Consider the following 18,796-nt stretch of genomic DNA (forward strand, 5'->3'; position numbering starts at 1 on the left):
TCGCGGACCTGGTAGTCGTCGAGCCCAGCCCCGTTCTCGGCCTGCCCGCGCATCAAGAGACAAATGTGCCCATCGTGGAGCCTTCGGCCGACAGTCGTTCGATAACCTCGCCGGCAACCAGCTCACCGGACCGGACGGCACCGTCCATGTAACCCATCCACGCTGTGGCGTACTCAGCTCCCGCCCAGTGCACCCGACCGACTGGAGCGCGCAACGCAGACCCGTACGAGGTCCAGGTATTCGGTGGGAAGAAGGCGCCGTAGCAACCACGCGTCCATTCTTCGCCGGACCAATTCTGTTCTATGTAGTCGCGAGGATGCGCCGCCGCACGACCGAAGTACCTAGTCAACGCTGTTAATACAGTGTCGCGTCGCATAGCAGCCGACAGGCGAGCCATTCGGCGAGCATCGCCACCCTCGAGAAATGCGAGCAGCACACCGGGATCACCGTCCGGCGGCGAATTGTCGAAGACAACCTTGACAGGCCCGGTCGTGCCGGCCGCTCGGCCGGACAACCCGGCTGCTCGCCAGAAGGGCGTGTTATAGATGGCGAAGCACTTGATAACCTCGCCGTTCGGGGTCCGCTGAGTCAGCTGATCGCGATCGGCAGGCAGGCTCGGCGAATACACCAACCGCCCGGCCAACGCGGGATTCATGGCGACGATCACCTGCCGGGCTCGTACCTGCACCGCGTCGGACTCCACCGTGACCGCTGTCTCGGTCTGTTCGATCCGTCGCACCGGCGTTCCCAGTACTACGCGCTCTCCCAGATCGGCGGCCATTGCCAAGCTGATTCGGTGAGAACCGCCGACGACCCTCCGCTCCTGAGCGCCGCCATCCGTCCCGAGCAGGCGATACATTCCGCCGGCCGCGCGCACGTAAGCCAGCAGGTGTAGCAGTGACACCTCCCCCGGATCCGCCGCCCACACCGCCTGGCACAGCATCGCAACGACTTCGCGCCCAGCACCGCTGCGGACAGTGCGCCGCATCCAGGAGTCGACGGTCATCGAATCCCATCGGTTCGCCTTCCTCGCCGACCACGGCGACTCCGCAGAAACGGATCGTGACATCACATCGAGAACCGCCAAAGCCAGTGCGCCCTCTGCCAGCCCGGGTGACGGAGCCAATGGCATCCGGCGAAATCGGCGAACACACCCGCGGTGCTCGAACAGGTGCTGGCCGCGGCTGCACACGGGAAACGTCTCCAACCCGAGCTCTCTGATCAGCCCGAGGATCCGATCCTGACCCGGCCCGACGAACTGTCCCCCTATGTCCACAATCTTGCCATCGCCGATCGATCGGTTCAGCGTTCGCCCCCCGACTCGATCCCTGGCCTCGAGGACGATGACGTCCCGGCCGTCCCGGCTCAGCCGACGCGCGGACGCAAGGCCAGCGAGACCGGCTCCCACCACGACCACATCAGCCATTCGAGCGTTCTTCATCGAGTAACCCCTTGTTCTACGTGGACGCTCCGTAGGGCTGCGTCGTCGAGCGCGTAGGTGACGTGAAACGTCGACCGATCCGAGCTGTCCGAATCCAGCATCAATACGAAACTATCGGTTTCGATACTAATCGTTCCATATACGCCCGGCCAGTGTCGAGTCCCACGCCGGCTCGGCGTCAGGGCAACTTGTTCACCAGCGCTATCGAGGCCGCCTCGGCGGCCATCCGCCCGAGATCGGGAACCATTGCAGGCTCACCGTCCAGAATCAGCAGCCACGCAAAGATCGGACCAAGCAGCAGCGCCTGCACCATCCCCGGGTCCGGTCGTCTACTCAGGTCACCCGCTGCGACCGCGCGATCGAGCACCTCGGTCACCACGAACCGCTCGCTGGCAAGAAACGTATCGGCGAACCGGTCACCGAGAGACGGATCGGCATAAATGTCGGCCAGCAAACCGTTGAGCACATCCGGTGGCAAGCCGTCGAATCGGGTTCCGAACGCCTCACACACCGCCGCCAGATCCCCGGCGAGCGAGCCCGTGTCCGGCACCAGCGGTGTGCGAGTGGCGCGCACCAATACCGAGTAGATGAGCTCCTGCTTCGTCGCATACCGTCGGTAGATCGCAGCCTTGCCGACCCTGGCCCTGGCCGCTACCGCATCGACGGTAAATCCCGCGTAGCCGCGCTCCGCCACTAGCTCCCGCGCCGCACTCGCGATGGCGTGATCAACCTGACTATCCCTGGGGCGACCGACTGCTTGTTTTGGTTTCGACATGCCCGTACTATACGAAACCGCCAGTAGCGGAACTGGTAGTTTCATAACGGTGGGCGCGGTCAAATGGCCGGACTCAACGCCCAATCCCCGCACCACACGGCGGTGAGCGCGGAATGTGACTGTGCCGCTCGAAATCAACGGGTCGGGCCAAGACAGGAGACCAATACATGAGATGGCGACAGATGGTAGGTACCGGACTTGCCGGCGCAGTGTTCGCTGCGCTGATCGGGATCTCGGCGCCGTCGGCAGCGCCCGAAAAGTTAGCCCGGGGAGTCAATTGCGAGGGCTTCACCTGCACCAATGAGACCGATGACCCCTACCGTGTCGATGCATTCGTGCACTGCACGGAGGGCACCTCGACGACGGGTCGGGCATGGATACCTCCACATGGTTCGGCGGTTATCCGTTTCGGGTGCCCCACCATCGCAAAGCCGGGGATACCCGCCCCGCCAACACTGGGAAGGCAGCCGGACGGCACCTACCGCCATACGCAGCCGCAGATTCCGAATACGGAACATGTCCTGACCCGGCCGGTAGGGGTCTTCTACTGGAATGCGGAGGTGGATCGCACCCCTCCGCCGACCGGATCCTCGGGATTCTGACCCGCGTCGGCAGGTCGTCTTCGATCTGCGCTTCGAATTTCGTTGCGCCACAGAGCTTTTGTTAGCAGAACGAGGAGTTTGCGTGCCGGAGCATACGTTGGAGAGGGCCGTTGCAGCGTTGCAGGCTGTTGCACCCGGACGGTGCCGCGCCGGTACCGCCGTACCGATCAGACCGGGCAGGCAAGCACAATGAGAATTCTGCTCGCCGGAGCAACGGGAGCGATAGGGCAACCGCTACTGCGCGCGTTGACCTCGTCCGGCCACGAGGTCGTCGCCCTTATCCGCAACCGAAGTAGGGATCACCTGGTGCACAGCGCGGGCGGGACGGCCGTCGTCGCCGACGTCATGCGACGCGAACAGCTGTTGCACGCCGTCGACGGGCTGCGTGTTGATGCCGTCGTGCACCAGGCGACAGCGTTACGAGGCGCTCCACCGCGACTGCGCGATGACGACCCCACAAACGCGTTGCGCCACACCGGCACGGCCAATCTGCTCGAGGTCGCGCACGCCGTCGGCGCGCGCCGATTCGTCACCCAGTCGATGATCCTCGGGTACGGCTACACCGACCATGGGGACCGCGTTCTCACCGAAGACGACACCTTCGGGAAACCGTGCGGTAGTTACGCCGACTCGGTCATCGAAGGCCTTCGAGCTGCTGAGCAGCAGGTGTGCGATGCCGATTGGATCGAAGGCATCGCGCTGCGATACGGATTGTTCTACGGCCCGGGCGCTTTCAGCGACATGTTCGCCGACATGATGCGCCGACGGCGACCGTGCGTACCTTCCGATGGTGGGGGTATCAACTGCTGGATTCATGTGGCCGACGCCGCGGCCGCAACCGTAGCGGCACTCACGCACGGGTCGGCGGGTCAGGTCTACAACATCGTCGATGACGAACCGATCACCTGGAAGCGGTTCGCCTCCGCCGTGTCCGCCTCTCATCACACACCGCGAGCCCGGGCGATGCCGCGCTGGCTGCTCGGGCTCGCCGCACCGTACCTGGCTTGCCTCATGACCGACACAAGTATGCGTGTCGCCAACCACAAAGCGCACCGTGATCTGGCGTGGAAGCCGGTTTACGGATCCGTCGAGAAGGGATTGAAATGAAAACCGTCAGAATTGCCGTGGTTCTCGCGGCACTATCGATGCTGGGATTCGGGTGGTGGGCCCGCCTGGACCCCGCTGGTTTCGCCGAGTGGGCGAACTGGCCCAATCACGTGCACTTCCTCCATGACGCGGGTGTCTTCCAGATCGGCATCGGCTTCATGATGCTGGCCGCACTCTGGTGGCGCGACGTAATCGCGGTTGTCCTCACCGGTTTCGTCATCACCAACTCCTTCCACGCCTTTAACCACGCCGTCGACCTAGACCTGGGCGGAAAGGGATCCGACCCGTGGGCACTGCTGGCGTTATCCGCGGTTGCGCTGGCGGGGTTGGTAGTCAGGCTTCGCGCGTTACGGCGCCGCAATATCGAGAACAAGGTGGTTCCGGTATGAGGGTATTGCTAGCCGGGGCCACCGGCACCATCGGTAAGGCCCTAGTTTCACATTTGATCTCAGCGGGCCATGAAGTGATTGGGCTGACCCGATCCGAACCCGGCCTGCAGCGGTTGCACGCCGCTGGCGCCGAGCCGGTGCGCGCGAGCCTGATGGACGCCGACGAGCTGCTGACCGCTCTGGACGGGTACACAGCCGACGCAGCGATTCACCAGGCGACCTCCATCACCGGCACTCCTCTGTTCCATCGCGCGTTATATGCCACCGACGCATTGCGGGACAAGGGAACAACCAACCTGATCCAGGCGGCTCAGCTCGTCGGCGCCCGGCGGTTCGTGACACAGTCCTTCTTCCTCGGGTATGGATACCGCGACCACGGTACCGAGCTCATCACCGAGGACCGGCCGTTCGCCCAGCTCACCGGGCATGGCCCGACCGACAGGCATATGCGTGCTCTGCGCTCCAACGAAGACCAGGTTCTCGGCACGCCGGGTATCGACGGGATCGCGCTACGCTACGGAATGTTCTACGGCCCAGAGCCTTTGACCCGTCAGCTTGCAGATCAGACCAAGAGCCGGCGCCTGCCGGTACCTCGTCCGTCCGGTGTCACCTCGCTCATTCACATTCACGACGCCGCTGCCGCGGCTGTCGCGGCCCTCGAACGCGGGCGGCCCGGTCAGGCTTACAACATTGTCGATGATCACCCCGTCGCGTTCAGCGAATACATCGAAGCACTGGCCGAGGCCTCCGGGGCACCATCACCCCGATCCGTCCCAGCCTGGCTGCTCGCCGCCTTCCCGTACATGCATGGGCTGATGGTCACGACCCGCATTCGCCTGTCCAATGCCAGGGCAAAACACGAGCTGGGCTGGAAACCTGTCTATCCGTCCATCCACGAAGGGCTCACGACCCTGTGGGACACAGACTGATCAGGACGCTTCTATTCGGATCGCGGAAAACCGTAAGGGACTCGAGTAGCGACCAGAAGCGGGACCACCGGGTGCTACCGCACTCGGCGGTCCCGCGCACTGGCGGTTGACAAGCTGCACCACTTCGGCTGACCAAACTCATATCGAGCGCCTCCCCGACGCATACGGGTGGTGGGCGTCGGCACTCTTGGCCGGTCGCCGTCGCGGGTCGGTGGCATCGGACATTCGTTTGCTTCGAACCCACGTCACTGTGTTCGGGCTACCACAGGTGCGCCGTTGCATTCGATGCCCGGATCGGAATCGACGGAAACCGCGCTCAGCTGTGCATCGAATACAGCCCGCACCATGATTCAACAGGGCCGCTCAGCAGCACGTCAGAACACGTCCGGGGGTACCGCCCCGCGGACTCCTCGGCAATGCACTGAAGCTCTAGCTAGCCGTAGTGCCCTGAACAGGCCAGCGCCTCGACGAGGCCCCGCGATCAGGCACCGAGGCGGGCCAACCCGCCTTCGACCTCTGTGCGAGCCCGATGGCAAGCGGATTTTCAATCGATCGAACACAACATATGCGATACATTCAGTATCGGAACTTTTGGTTTCGATATTGCGCGCGCATCAGATCGGAGAACTTCATGCCTGCGAGACTGTCGAACACGGCGTACACCGACGTCCCGTGGCGGGCCCACGAGGTCTCGGGCGACTTCCAGATCGAGGACGTCTGGGCTGTGCATACGCCGGGCGGTGGACCGGACGACTTCCCCACTATGCTCGAGGCGGTCGAGCGGTACGAGACCTCCCGGCCCAACCCCGCCCTGCTGGGGTTCCTGCTCGCGGTGCGGTGGAAGCTGGGAGCGCTGTTCGGATGGGACGCTCGCGAGACGGGCCTCGGTGAGCGAGTATTCGCGTTGCGCGAGGGTCTGCCCGAGGACCTAAGGACTGTCCCGCGCGGCTCCGACCGGGGCTTGGCGCCCTTCACGCCGGTTTATCAACTCCCCGACGAGGCTGTTCTGGAGCTCGCGAACAAGACCGTACACACCGCGATGCATCTGGGGTGGGCGCAGGACGACAACGGTGGCCACGAGCTGCGTATGACGGTCCTCGTGAAACCCAACGGCCTGATGGGGCGGCTGTATCTGGCCGCGATCGCACCGATTCGACACCTCGTTGTCCTCCCAATCTTCCTGCGCCGATGGGAACACGCATGGCGGGACGCGACCGCCGAGGTAATCGGCGCCGGGACGATCCGCGGTCTGGTCGGTGTAGACGAGATCCCCAGCGCCACACGCACTCTCAGTTCACTACCAGTCACTGATTACGCGGATCAGTTCACGCGTTCCACGGATATCCAAGCGTCGCCGGAAGATTGGGCACCTTCGATCCGAAAACGCGGGTCAGGGCCGCACAACGCTCGCAGGCAGCAGAGTACGCAGAGTCGCATGGATCGTGTCGAGATTGACTGCGGCGGGGTCCACCCGCCACTGAGCGTGCACACCCATAACCACCCCGACCAGCAAGACGGCGGCCGTCTCCGGTGTGCTGCCCGGCGGAAGTGCTGCGGAGCTGAGACTGGCCTGCACCCCGCGTCGAAGGGCCTCGTGCAGCCGCGCGTAATGCTCACGAATCGGCGAATCAGCCTCGACAGCCTCAGCCAGGAGAGTGGTAAACATGCGCGTCGCAGGCATCCGGACATATTCGGCGACCTGGTCCAGTGGATCACCCGAACGAACCGTGAAACTGGCCAACACCGTCTCGAGCTGGTCGTCGAGCACCGCCTCGAGCAATCCCAGCTTGTTTCCGAAATGCCACGGAATGGAACCACGGCTGATACCGGCACGCTCAGCGATATCGATGAAACTCGTTTGCCGGTACCCCTTCTCGGCGAAGAGTTCGGCCGCGGCTGCGATCAGCAACCGACGACTCTCCTGAGTCCGCTCGTTACGCAGCGATGCCATAGATCCATCCAACCACGGTGTCCGGAACCATCGTTTCGATGTTAGCTGTTCCATCCTCTGACCCCCGGCATAGCCTGCGTTGCGGAGCTCGCCATCGCCCGGCCTCGACTCTGCGCCGCGAGGCGGATACCACCGACCTCACGGCCACGACCGCAACTCTCGATGCGTTCGGCTTGCCACCGAAACCTCTTCATCCTATGCTACACAACATAGCCACTGTCATTCCACATACCGCATGCGCGGAGACACCGACCGCTAGTCGAATGCCGCGCCGCAACGTGTGGTTGCGATCGCCCCCGAGGCTGCAGTGAGACCGTGGAACGGCTGATCAGGGCCGCGGAGAGGAGCTGTTGTCGATCGGCTCAACGCCAAGACCCCTGGCGGATATTCGGAGGTGCGGTGAGCCAAAAGGACGAGCCACCGGTGAGCGCTCCGAGACCGACGCACCGTACGGCACTCCGTAGTCCGTCGCGGTCGCTGGAACCGGCGCTGGTGCGGCGGTGGCGCAACCGGGTCGACGCCACCACGGTGCGGCGTAGAACAGCAGTCTTCCTTGCGACTGTCGGTGTGCTATTGGTATTTCCCGCGGTCCTCGGGGCGGTGGCCACGGCGCAGAGTGGGACCACGTCAGGCGGCGCGGGGATCGGCGCGATCGCCTGGATGAACGTCCGGGATTCGCACGGAGTCCCGCTGAGTGACTACATCCTCGCCAACAAGGGCGGAAGTCTTTTCCGCCCATTGGAGACTATCGTGGTGGCAGTACTCGGGCTGGAACTCGTCGGCTACATGGTTGCGACGACCGGTGGGGTCTGGTTCATCATTTTCGCCATCAGCTTCCGTTGGGTGACCCCGTTCGAACTCGCATTCACCGGTATTGCCGATGCCTTCACCGGTCAGATCGCGACCCCGATCGTGCTCATAACATTCGCGTCGATCGGATCGGTCGTCGTGGCCTACTTGATCGCGCGGGGTTTCTATTCGAAGGCAACGACGCAGGCCGTCACGATGCTCCTCGTTGCAGTCGTCGGCACCATTTTTCTCGCCGACCCGCTGGCAGAGGTTCTCTCACCCCACGGACTACTCGCCACGGGTCGCGATGTCGGAGTGGCGGTGGGTGCGGGCCTCACCGGGAACTCACATCCCGACACCGAAACGGTACTAACGCAATTGCAAGGCGACCTGGCCGACAATTTCGCACGGAGTCCGGTGCAGGTCTGGAATTTCGGTCATGTGGTCGACCAGTCTCCACAGTGTGCAGCGGCTTGGTCGACTGGTGTCGCCTCCGGAGACTCCGACCGGCTGCTCGACAATATCCGCGCGTGCGGCGATGTTGCGGCATTCACCGAGGCCGGCCACCCGAGTATGGGGCAGATCGGCTCGGGCCTGGTTCTCTTGGGCTGCGCGATGGTCATGCTGTGCTTCGGTGGATATCTCGGAATCAAGATCATCTGGGCTGCGCTGGACGCCATCTATCACGGCTTCATGGCGCTGTTCGGTTTTGCCGCAGGCGGCTTCGTCTATGGGCCGACGCAGACGTTCCTGGCTCGCAACCTCGTTGACGGGCTCGTCGCGGCGGCACGAATGACTGCGTACACCATCTTCCTCTCCGTTTACGCACTGTTCCTGGGAAAATTGTTCGAGCAGGCCGGTGGTCAGGTCATGGTGGTCCTGGTGCTGGGTGCGATCGTCGAGACCATCGCCATATTCCAGCTGAAACGGCTCAGCGCCAGTCTCGACAGGGGTAACGACTGGGTCGCCAACCGGTTTGCCCTCGCCATGCAAGGCCAGGGCGGAAAGGCGGCCGCCGCAGGTGGCACGGCCGTCGGGATGGGTCCGGGAGAGACCGCGCACTCCATGTCCGCAGGGCTGATCGCCGGATTGACCGCGATCAACGTCGTCAACAGTAACCCGGTCGCGGGAATTCTTTTCGGGTACCGCAGAAGCCCCTTAGACCCGAATTCTCGGCTGCGGAATCGCGCTGAAGTAGCGCAGTGGAGAACAAATGAGGAAGTTTACAATCGAGGGTGGGTACGCAATCAGTATCGCATTCGAGAACAAACCATTGAGGCCGCTCGATCCGCCGTCCGCGAACATGGCGGCCACAATCACCGCAGTGCGGCCGCGGCTGTGGACCGAATCATCAACCGCGGCGGAATGCTCAATGATGCAGCCACCGCAATGATGGATGCCGGCTTCACCGATCAGAGAATGATCATCAATGCCATCCGCGCGTACAACTATCGTCAAAACTTCGCGCCGAGTGTGTGGGACGGTGACAAATACATCGGTGAGGCTGCAGCGTCGCTCGCAGTGTTGAAGCTGGAGACCTCACCGGCGAATATGGCTCTCTTCCAACAAACTGCGCACCGGCTCGCTAATCGACGATACATCGACCATGTACCGGAATCCGAGCTCACGCGCGAAGAACGCGACTATCTGCAGGACTACTTCCGCAATCCGACTCGCGACAAGAGTTCTGAGATGGCATTGACATGGGAAGGAAGCTGGCATCGTGACCGCTCAGAACAGAGGCCGGGTGATCGTGCTCGTCTTCGCGATTACAGCCGGCTCCTCAGCGGGTTCCCTGTACTACCTGCAACCCTTGCTACATGAGGTCGCAGGTGGCCTCAGCATCTCCGCGACCACCGCCGGCCTGCTGGTCGGTGCGGCGCAGATCGGCTACCTCTGCGGGCTCACGCTCCTTGTGCCACTGGGTGACTTCCTCGAGCGTCGCCACATGGTGCCAATCCTACTGGCCGCTTCGGTCGTGTCCCTTGCCGTTTCGGCCGCGGCGTCGAATCTGGTGATGTTGCTGCTCGGCACTTTCGCCACCGGTCTGGCAGCATCGGCAGCTCAGATTGTCGTGCCATGGGCATCGGCTACAGCAGCCCCGGAGCGGCGCAGCGAAACCGTTGCCACCGTTATGAGCGGCCTGCTCCTCGGCATCCTCCTCTCTCGGCTGATATCCGGCGCGGTCGCACAGTTCGGCGGATGGCGCACAGTGCTGATTGTCGCTGCGGGAATCCAGGCCATCGCATCGACGACCGTCTACCTTGTAGCACCGGAGGCCGAGCGAACCGTGACAACCGAACGCTACGTCGACATACTGGCTTCGATCGTCTCACTCATCCGGTCGCATTCGGTACTCCGGCAGCGCATGGTTCTGGGCTTTCTCATCATGGCCAGCTTCTCCGGAGTCTGGACGGCAATCACGTTCCTTCTCGCTGGCCTCCACTCGAGCCCCTACCACTACTCCCCGTTCTCGATCGGCTTGTTCGCGCTCGCTGGGGTCGCTGGTGTTGCCGGCGCTCCCTTTGCGGGCCGCCTGGCCGATCGCGGGCGCTTGCGTGCTATTACGACCCTGTCCTGGTTGATACTGCTGGCCAGCTGGCTGCTCCTGTTGTGGGGCGGATATAACGAGGTGGTGCTGGTCATCGCATTACTAGTTTTCGATCTCGGTATCCAATCCGCACAATCGACAAACCAAAGCGCCATTTACGCGCTCGATCCCGCAGCCCGTAGCAGGATCACATCAGCCTATATGATCGCATACTTCCTTGGTGGCGTAGCGGGCTCGACCATTGCTGGATTCGCCTATCAGTCCGGAGGATGGCTGACGGTGTGCGAAATCGGGTTTATTGCAGCGATCTTCGGAAGCACGCTGTGGACCGCGTTTGCGCGCCGCAGTGCGGCCGCCGCCCGTGGGAATAATGCGCCAAGCGCCGTGCACCCGATGCCTGTAGATTCGTTAAATGCGAACATTCTCCGCCCTTCTCACCGCCGCCGTTTTCACTCTAATGGCTTCTACAGGCGCTGATGCAGCACCCTATCCTCTGACCGGTTCGGCATTGTCTCAACCAGGATGGGATTTGCCGACGGATACCGCTGCCGCCGTAGAGGCCGCAGGACTGCCGCTACTGCACACGATCATGACAACCTTCCATTACCACGCCCACCTCGATGTTATTGTGTACGGGCAGCCGGTAACAGTGCCCGCACTTGTCGGCATCGACGACACCCGGAAAATGGGATCCCCTCTGCACACTCACGACACGACCGGGATCGTGCATATCGAGTCGGGTGAGGACGTGCCCTACACACTCGGTCAATTCTTCACCGAATGGGGGCAGCCGCTGACCACCGAGCGTGTGGGGCCGATTGTCCTGACCCCGTTCGAGACCGTACACCTCTACGTGAACGGCGAGCGCTTTTACGGCGATCCCGCGTCATATCGGTTCGCTCACCACGATGAAGTGGCGGTGATCATCGGTACACAGCTGATGACTCCCCTAGTCCCGAAGCATTATGATTTCCCTCCGGGCATCTGATGACGTGTCGACGACAAAACAATGCCATGAAAATAGGTACATGCATGCCGGAAATATCCCCACCCCTGGGCGGTTTCGCCAATTGACACTCGTCCACACTGTATCGAGAATTTAATGACTCCAGCAGATCTGGAGTCCTGTCGGCCGACATGGTGAGTTTCAGCGAAACGAGGAACCAGGCAATGACAACGAAAATCACATCACAGGAGACCGAAGCAGAAGCTCCGCCGGCAGAATTCGACACCACGCATCTCGAGGAAAATCTGCGGTGGGGTCACTTGTTCTGGCCAGGATCGACCGCACTGACCGAGGACCAAATCCAGGACCGTGTCAGGCGGTATCAAGCATCGCTCGAGCGTTACCGCGCGAGCGGTATGCAGGGCAATTATTTGCCAGATGACCTCGAGGTCGACTCTGCATGGCATGCACACCAGTGCGACCCGGTCGGGTACGCCGAGTTCTGCACACGATACTTCGGTGGGATTCTCGCACACACCGTAACACTCTGCGTCTGCAAGCTGGTCGAGCTCGACAAGAGATAGAGGCTGGTACCGAAGAAGCAGATCCGCTCGCCGGATTCGCATCTGCGGTGCTTATGCCTCGGCGAGGCGCTACCGGCTACGGAAGGAGGTGACTCATGGATGCTCTGTTGAATCTGATCGCGGCAGCGTTCGCGGCGCAATCGCCGCCGACAGCCCCGATTGCACCCGTAGGTGCATGCAAGTAGATGTTAAAAGCAGTAGCGGAGCCCGCCCGGCGATACCGGCCGGGCTCCGTCCTTCATGCTCGAAAAGAATGATTCGTGTAAAGATATCCTCCGGACCAGATGTATCGCGTACCGCCCCACCGAGCCGCGGAAGCGACATCAGGGAAGAACCCCCGCCCCTCGAAGTTCGCACTTGTGTTGCACAGGACCGGTATTCCACTGAGACGCTCGTATGCCGCCAAAATGCGAGCTGTGGGGCTGGGCGCAAACTCATCGATGGTTTGCAGCCGGGCTGTTCCATCGACGTGGATCACAGCGGGTATGCGCTCAGCCCACTCACTGCGGACGCGGTGCTCGAATAGCATGTAGGGGTCCCGGGCTCCGGGCCGGAAAACTTCGTGTGCCCGAGTGCTCAGACACACCGGCGCTACCGGCCGATAACCTGCCCGGTTCTTCATGCCGTTGAGGCGATCCTTCATCGCCACGTCGGTTGCAGAGGCCAGGATGCTGCGATTGCCGAGCGCCCTCGGCCCGAGTTCCGCACGGCCCGAGACGATCACAACGGGCTCGCCGTCGCGATGTAGCAGCTGGGCGACACCTTCCTCACTGCAGGGTTCTTTCTGCCAGTTGTTCGGTACGTGTCCGATTTCTGCCGCCGGACCCGAGTACACATTCCAACTCAGGGCTGGGCTCTTCCCATACCGGAACATCTCACAGCACGCGGTGCCGATTGCCGCTCCCGAATCATTAGGAAAAGGTGGAATCCAGATTTCGTCGACGATTCCTCTGGCTCGCAACAATGCGTTCCATTTGATATTCAGAGCACAGCCGCCGGCCACGACCAGGTTCAGGGGCAACCACGGGTTCTGTTGCACCAGTGAAGCCAAGCCCTCCGCGAGTCTGTCTCCCAGATAGGCCTGAAACGTAGCGATGAGGTCGGCATCGACCAGCCCAGGAAACAGTTCGTCGCGATTCTCCACGACTTTCGCCCCAATGGATCGAGCAGCCTCCTGCGAGGCGTCGGGCAACGCCGAGATAATTCTGTCGAGGACCGGATATGCGGCCTCTTCCACTACACCCAGCCCCGCATACGCCATCGCCTTGCCGGGTATGGACAGATGCTGTCGCAAAGCCTGATCCCGTGCCGGTCCATGTATTTTCTGCATAAAAGGATCGAAGTGAGAGCTGAAGTAGGTGAAACTGTTGCCGACGATCGGCAGCACAGTTGCAACAGGACGTGCAGTCCGTTTCACGGCCTCCACGTGATAGACCCGAGCGGCTGTTCCGCCGTCCCAAACAAGAACGAGCGCGTCATCGGCCCGCTCCGCGAACGGACTTGTGCAGTAACCTCCCAGAATGTGGTGGTCCACATGGTGGTAACTCGCGTATCCTCCAGATGCCGATCCGAAGGCGTTACTCCGAAACCGGAATCGCGTGATCGGATCGGTAACCCCGGGACGGTCCTGATATGGAGCGACCGACAGAGAGGTAGGGCGCCCACCCGCCATCGTCGAGATAGATGAGGGTCTCACCGAATCGGTGTCCCGCACGGTTTCGCTGGCGAACCAACCATCGACGATGAAGCGATCGATATCAGACGGGCTCAACCCTTCCGACCGCAGTATCTCGGCGACCCTGTCGAGATCACCGATAGGACTGTATCTGGGGGCGTTACCGAGTTTCTCGACCTCGATACTGAACATTAGTTCGTTGCCGTCGACAACCGCGACACCACCATCGTGAGACACCTTGATTCCACAGATCATCATACATAGCTACTGTACCTATCGACACAGCACTACCAACATTGAGAATATACCCTCTTCTCGCCGTCAGAATTTGTCAGCACGCTCCGGTGCCCATTGGCAGCAAAGTGCGCAGGGTTTCGCGAACTCTGTTGAGGTCCACCGCTCCTGGATCGACCCGACACTGGGCCTGAACACCGAAAGCGACTCCGACCAGCAAGATGGCCAATAGTTCCGGGGTAACTCCCGAAGGCAATGCATCTGGATTCATTCTACGCTGTACTCCACGCCGCAGTGCCTCATGCAGACGTGCACAGTGCTCACGGAGCGGCGAATCGGCCTCCATCGCTTCGGCGTGCAAGCCGATCAGCATTCGGGTGGCGGGCAGTCGCATGTATTCCATGACCTGATCCAACGAATCACCAGCGTAATTGTCTGCACCGATCGACACAGACTGCAGCTGATCGTCCAGCACCGCCCGCAAAAGGCTCTCCTTGGTGCCGAACCGCCGCGAAATGCTGCCGAGCCGGACGTCAGCCCTCTCAGCAATATCGATGACACTCGTGTTCCGATACCCTTTCTCGGCAAATAGCTCCGCCGCGGCCCCAACCAACAGTGCACGAGTACGACGCCGGTAGTATGCAATGGCAACTGCCCCCAGCAACGGCCCCCACGCTGCCAAAGGCACGTAACAGACTGCAAACAGTACTCGTCCGACCGGTCCGCCCATCTCATCGGAGGACGAGGGATCGGTAAGCAACTTGTAGCAGTCGTAGGCGAAAATCCAGCCACCCACCGTCGCAAGTACCGAGCCCACCAGCGCCGGCACAACTACTGCCAACGGACGGACCGCACGCCCGGCCAGAACGGGGATCCGGCCCGGAACAACCTCGCCCCAGACGCTTACCAAACCCACGGTCAGCAAGGCCAAGACCTCGAGCACCACCATGATCGTCGCGATATACGCCGACGTCCACCACGGTAGGCTCACCCGTCCGTCGAACGAACCCGCCAGCAGCACGGCCAGGCGCCACAAGGTGGAAGGCAGAACGGCCACCGGAACCAGATGAGCCGCGATGATCGTCCAGCGGGGCGCAGCCGGAGATATGGGGAAGAATGCTCGATCTCGCTCGAAGACAAACACCAAAGGCCTCCAATACACCGGTATCGGTCAGACATCGATTTCGAGACTGACAGTACCGATACTGACCGGCTCGTATGATGCCAGCATGTCGAAACCAAAACAAGCCGGAGGTCGCCCCCGAGACAGTCGGGTAGATCACGCCATCGCCGCAGCGGTCCGGTCGCTGCTGGACGAGCAGGGTTACACCACACTCACCGTCGATGCCGTCGCAGCCCGCGCCGGGGTGGGCAAGGCCGCGATCTACCGGCGGTATGCGACCAAGCAGGAGATGATTTTCGCCGCGCTCCTGCATGACCTGAGCGAAGAGCCACCCGCCGACACCGGCTCGCTGGCCGGCGATATCACTGCGCTCACTACACAGTTCGGCGAGCGGCTCACCCGGACCGCAGCGGAGGTCCTGGCGGGTCTGCTCGCCGATATCCACGCCGACCCGGCCCTGGGCGATCGTTTCACCGAGACATATCTCGCCGTCGAACGATCCATAGTCACCGTCCTACTGGACCGGGCGGTAGCTCGCGGCGAACTGCCGACACGGCCCGATCCCGCCCTGGTTCACACTTTGCTGCTCGGCCCACTGTTCGCATGGCAAGTCATGCTTGACGAAAACCCCAGCCGCACAACCTATCTAGCAGAAACCGTCGCGCGGATCACCACCGAAGCCCTCACCGCGGGGCTCGTCGCATCCGATCCTCCGTAGGGATGGGGTGCTGTGGCGACCCGCCGTGCCGGGACCCAACGCCGGCCGGTATCAGCCGCGGGCTGCGGGCGCGGTCGATTTGCGGAACCAACCCACGTAGGTGAACCACAACCCCAAGGAACACAGCAGCACGAAGAAGACCCGCGCCGCCACGAGCGCGGCGCCATCCAGTGAGGCGTCCACTGCGTCCCGCATCGTCCCCGCAGCGGCCATCAGTGCGGCGCCACGCACAGCCACGAACCAGCCGAACAGCGATATCGCCGCTGCTGTCACACTTCGCCAATGGCGATGCCCGCCGATGATCACCAGCCCCATACCGAGCATCGCTGCACCGAGAATCCACACCGTGGCCGGATTGGCGAACAGGTTGTCGACGACAGGCTGGGCATCCTGCAGCCGGAATACCAACACAGTTGTGACGACTGCGATGAAAGGCCCGAGCACCCGAGCGTACGCCTTGGTACGCTGCGCGGCCTCATGGTCGACCCTGGTCATGGAGCACTCCTTGCTTTAATAAACCGGCGGTCGGTTTATGGGATGGGACGATACGCTCGTGACTCGCGGCCGGTCAACACAGCCCCGCGTCAAGATCGTGTGATGCGCGACCGAACGCGGATGGATCGATGAGTGGTCCCGCGGCGAAGGGAGGATTGATGGCCAGGCAGGTCAAGCCCGAGGAACACGCCGCCAAGAGGACTCAAATCCTCACCGCGGCACTGGAGTTGATACACCAGAAGGGCTTCCAGCAGATGACGATCGCAGATGTGCTGGACGCTGTCGGCATCTCGAAGGGTGCGTTCTACCACTACTTCGACTCGAAGGGCGCGCTGCTGGACGGCGTGATCGACGCGATGCGCGCCGACGTTGCCGACGTCCTGGAGCCCGTCGCTGCCGACACCACGACGGATGCCCTCACGAAACTGCGCACCTACATCGTCTCAGCGGTCGACTGGAAAGTCGCCCACCGTAGCGACCTATCGGCGATTGCGCGCATGTGGCGAAACGAACACAACACGCTGCTGCGCCAACGCATCACCGATGCCTCGATCGGAGCTCAGGGCCCCCTGATTGCTGCGATAATCCGACAAGGCTGCGCAGAGGGAGTTTTCGATGCCACGTATCCGGATCAAGCAGCAACGATTATCGCCGGCATGGGAATGCACCTCGGTGATGCATTGCTCGACGCATTCACGGGCGCGGTCGACGACCCGGTGATACGTGACCGTCGCGAGGTTCTGCTGCGCGCCCACCTCGAGGCCCTGGAACGGATCCTCGGCGCGGCACCAGGCTCGTTCGCCGGGGTCTTGGCCACCATGGTCGACATGCCTACACTACCCGGCTGAAGTGCGGCCGCGAGCGACTGATCATGCGTATCCGGAGTCGCCAGCGGCCAGCACCATCCTCGAAGTCCGAGCCCTATTCCTTCCGTGCTGGATCGGTCAGAGCCGACTCGGATGCCTTGGCGACATCCATGTCAATTTCCTGGATTTGGACAGTCACACCGTCCGGATCGACAACTCGTAGACTGCGACCGAAGTCCTCGTCGACGATCTCGTAGGCGTATCCCTGGGCACGCAACCGATCCGCTACCAGCTCCAGCTTCTCGTCAGTGGCGAAACCGAGTTCGGTCGATCCGGCAGGGCGACGCTTCGAGACCGCGAAGTCGTGCAGCCCGACGGCGCCGGTGCCGGCCGAAAGTTGAGCCCACACTTCGATACTCGAGTTCGCGTCGAGCATGAGCCCGAGTCCGGCGTAGAACTCGCGGCACGCGGGCACATCCGAGACGTACCGGATAGGCAGGACAGTTAGCATTTTCAACTCCCTTGTCGGAACGGACAACACCGAGTGTGGGAGTCCCTGCGCACGATCGCTGCTGCGGCCGGGCAGACCGGCGGTATTCGACGTGCTCCTGGCCGGATGTGGCGGAATCCGACACACCGAGCTATCGAATGGGCGAGGCGGATCGCTTGGCGTACCGGACGACGGGAGCCGACTCCATGCGGTCGATGCCTTCCAGTGCACCGATCCGGTAGGAGACATAGGCGAACAACTCGTCGGCGTCACGGCACACAACAATCGCGAACAGGTTGTACGCTCCGGTCGTCGCTCCCACGAATGCCATCTCGGGATCGTCGGTCAGTGTGCGAGACACCTCGACCAGGCTCGTCGGCACCACGTTCAACCACAGCAAGCATTGCTCGGTGAATCCCAAACGGAGTGGATCCACCTCGACCTCGAACCTCACAACAAGTGAAGAACGCAGCTCCTCGAGGCGGCGCCGGACGGCCGATTCCGACCAGCCGACCTTGCGAGCGAGGGTGGGATAGGCGGCGCGGGCATCGGTGGCCAGTGCCGAGAACAGCCTTCGGTCGAGGTCGGTCAGCCGGGTCGGCGAGGCAGCCGAGGTGAGGGCGCCCTGGGGGGTCAGCGCGGCGATCTGGTCGGGGGTCAGTGCGGACGTGCGGCCGCGCCACGGATGATCCATCAGGTGGCGCAGCAGGCGCTGCGCATCCACCTGGAGAATCTGGCGGTGGCGGGCCAGCTGTTCCAGCGGCGCGAGACCGCCGTCCGGTGTACGCAGCAAGACGACCAGTTCCGTTCCGCCGGACAGCACTGTCACCCAGGAGGAGTCGGCCCGGGCTGCCAACGCGTGAGTGATACCCGCGGTCGCGTCGGGGTGAATCCGCAGCCGGACCAGCCATTCGGAGTTGCCCGTGCGATGACTGGCGAATGCGACAGCTATCCGTACCGCGCCGGTCGAACGCAGGCGCCCGTAACGGCGGGCAACTGTGCGATCGGAAACCTCGAGGACTTCGGCAATTCTGCTGAACGGAGCTCGCGCGTCGAGTTGCAGCGCGTGCAGCAGCTGCCGGTCCAAGAGGTCCAGCATGTCCGAATCCACCCCGACAGCCTAGGACGACGTCGAAATCCAGCGTGAAACCGGCTCGTTCAGGGCCGGAGGCAACAGGTGGACGCAGCATC

At 62.4% G+C, this 18,796-nt stretch carries 17 protein-coding genes and 1 pseudogene; 10 read left to right on the forward strand and 8 right to left on the reverse strand.

Features of this window, described 5'->3' with window-relative positions; translation table 11 throughout:
- Positions 1 to 52: 52 nt before the first annotated feature.
- Positions 53 to 1,441 (reverse strand): flavin monoamine oxidase family protein, encoded by a 1,389-nt coding sequence (locus tag QH290_RS08950; RefSeq protein WP_280382520.1) that lies wholly within the window; start codon positions 1,439 to 1,441, stop codon positions 53 to 55.
- Between the two features lie 178 nt (positions 1,442 to 1,619).
- The gene (locus QH290_RS08955) at positions 1,620 to 2,216 is read right to left on the reverse strand and encodes a TetR/AcrR family transcriptional regulator (RefSeq protein ID WP_280382521.1); all 597 of its coding nucleotides are present in this window, start codon (positions 2,214 to 2,216) and stop codon (positions 1,620 to 1,622) included.
- 791 nt (positions 2,217 to 3,007) lie between these two features.
- Here QH290_RS08955 and QH290_RS08960 point away from each other — a divergent pair.
- The 4 genes and pseudogenes from QH290_RS08960 to QH290_RS08975 all read left to right on the forward strand — a co-directional run.
- The gene (locus QH290_RS08960) at positions 3,008 to 3,925 is read left to right on the forward strand and encodes an NAD-dependent epimerase/dehydratase family protein (protein WP_280382522.1); all 918 of its coding nucleotides are present in this window, start codon (positions 3,008 to 3,010) and stop codon (positions 3,923 to 3,925) included.
- Positions 3,922 to 4,314, forward strand: a complete 393-nt coding sequence (locus tag QH290_RS08965; RefSeq protein WP_280382523.1) for a hypothetical protein — start codon at positions 3,922 to 3,924, stop codon at positions 4,312 to 4,314. The genes QH290_RS08960 and QH290_RS08965 overlap by 4 nt, the downstream gene beginning before the upstream one ends.
- A complete protein-coding gene (locus QH290_RS08970) occupies positions 4,311 to 5,243 on the forward strand; it encodes an NAD-dependent epimerase/dehydratase family protein (protein WP_280382524.1) in 933 nt (310 codons plus the stop codon). Before QH290_RS08965 ends, QH290_RS08970 begins: the two co-directional genes overlap by 4 nt.
- Positions 5,244 to 5,874: 631 nt before the next feature.
- A pseudogene (locus tag QH290_RS08975) lies at positions 5,875 to 6,399 on the forward strand (DUF2867 domain-containing protein); the annotation flags it as partial.
- 234 nt (positions 6,400 to 6,633) lie between these two features.
- Here the strand turns inward: QH290_RS08975 and QH290_RS08980 are convergent.
- Positions 6,634 to 7,194, reverse strand: a complete 561-nt coding sequence (locus tag QH290_RS08980; RefSeq protein ID WP_280382525.1) for a TetR/AcrR family transcriptional regulator — start codon at positions 7,192 to 7,194, stop codon at positions 6,634 to 6,636.
- Positions 7,195 to 7,794: 600 nt separating this feature from the next.
- Between QH290_RS08980 and QH290_RS08985 the strand changes: the two genes are divergently transcribed.
- The 4 genes from QH290_RS08985 (at position 7,795) to QH290_RS09000 (ending at position 12,064) form a co-directional block, all read left to right on the forward strand.
- On the forward strand, positions 7,795 to 9,807 hold the full coding sequence (locus QH290_RS08985; protein ID WP_280382526.1) for a hypothetical protein: 2,013 nt from the start codon (positions 7,795 to 7,797) through the stop codon (positions 9,805 to 9,807).
- Positions 9,707 to 11,011 carry an MFS transporter gene (locus QH290_RS08990; protein WP_280382527.1) on the forward strand — a complete coding sequence of 435 codons (1,305 nt, stop codon included), beginning with the start codon at positions 9,707 to 9,709 and terminating at the stop codon, positions 11,009 to 11,011. The genes QH290_RS08985 and QH290_RS08990 overlap by 101 nt, the downstream gene beginning before the upstream one ends.
- A 52-nt stretch (positions 11,012 to 11,063) precedes the next feature.
- A complete protein-coding gene (locus QH290_RS08995; RefSeq protein ID WP_280382528.1) occupies positions 11,064 to 11,522 on the forward strand; it encodes a hypothetical protein in 459 nt (152 codons plus the stop codon).
- A gap of 182 nt (positions 11,523 to 11,704) precedes the next feature.
- Positions 11,705 to 12,064, forward strand: coding sequence for a hypothetical protein (locus QH290_RS09000; protein ID WP_280382529.1), 360 nt, complete (start codon positions 11,705 to 11,707; stop codon positions 12,062 to 12,064).
- Between the two features lie 238 nt (positions 12,065 to 12,302).
- Here QH290_RS09000 and QH290_RS09005 read toward each other — a convergent pair whose 3' ends face one another.
- Complete coding sequence (locus tag QH290_RS09005; RefSeq protein ID WP_280382530.1) at positions 12,303 to 13,997, reverse strand: carbamoyltransferase N-terminal domain-containing protein; 1,695 nt, start codon at positions 13,995 to 13,997, stop codon at positions 12,303 to 12,305.
- A gap of 73 nt (positions 13,998 to 14,070) precedes the next feature.
- On the reverse strand, positions 14,071 to 15,117 hold the full coding sequence (locus QH290_RS09010; protein WP_280382531.1) for a TetR/AcrR family transcriptional regulator: 1,047 nt from the start codon (positions 15,115 to 15,117) through the stop codon (positions 14,071 to 14,073).
- An 85-nt stretch (positions 15,118 to 15,202) separates the two neighbouring features.
- Here QH290_RS09010 and QH290_RS09015 point away from each other — a divergent pair, with 85 nt between their 5' ends.
- Positions 15,203 to 15,814, forward strand: a complete 612-nt coding sequence (locus tag QH290_RS09015) for a TetR/AcrR family transcriptional regulator (protein WP_280382532.1) — start codon at positions 15,203 to 15,205, stop codon at positions 15,812 to 15,814.
- 51 nt (positions 15,815 to 15,865) lie between these two features.
- On the opposite strand, the gene QH290_RS09020 is transcribed toward QH290_RS09015, so the two are convergent.
- The gene (locus tag QH290_RS09020; RefSeq protein ID WP_280382533.1) at positions 15,866 to 16,309 is read right to left on the reverse strand and encodes a hypothetical protein; all 444 of its coding nucleotides are present in this window, start codon (positions 16,307 to 16,309) and stop codon (positions 15,866 to 15,868) included.
- A gap of 158 nt (positions 16,310 to 16,467) precedes the next feature.
- Between QH290_RS09020 and QH290_RS09025 the strand changes: the two genes are divergently transcribed.
- Positions 16,468 to 17,157: a TetR/AcrR family transcriptional regulator gene (locus QH290_RS09025; RefSeq protein ID WP_280382534.1), complete on the forward strand. Its 690-nt coding sequence runs from the start codon at positions 16,468 to 16,470 to the stop codon at positions 17,155 to 17,157.
- Positions 17,158 to 17,230: 73 nt separating this feature from the next.
- On the opposite strand, the gene QH290_RS09030 is transcribed toward QH290_RS09025, so the two are convergent.
- Both QH290_RS09030 and QH290_RS09035 read right to left on the reverse strand, forming a co-directional pair.
- The gene (locus tag QH290_RS09030) at positions 17,231 to 17,551 is read right to left on the reverse strand and encodes a VOC family protein (protein ID WP_280382535.1); all 321 of its coding nucleotides are present in this window, start codon (positions 17,549 to 17,551) and stop codon (positions 17,231 to 17,233) included.
- Between the two features lie 205 nt (positions 17,552 to 17,756).
- The gene (locus tag QH290_RS09035) at positions 17,757 to 18,716 is read right to left on the reverse strand and encodes an Lrp/AsnC family transcriptional regulator (RefSeq protein WP_280382536.1); all 960 of its coding nucleotides are present in this window, start codon (positions 18,714 to 18,716) and stop codon (positions 17,757 to 17,759) included.
- Positions 18,717 to 18,796 lie beyond the last annotated feature (80 nt).

This window comes from Nocardia wallacei, from assembly GCF_029869545.1.
Lineage (GTDB): Bacteria > Actinomycetota > Actinomycetes > Mycobacteriales > Mycobacteriaceae > Nocardia > Nocardia wallacei_A.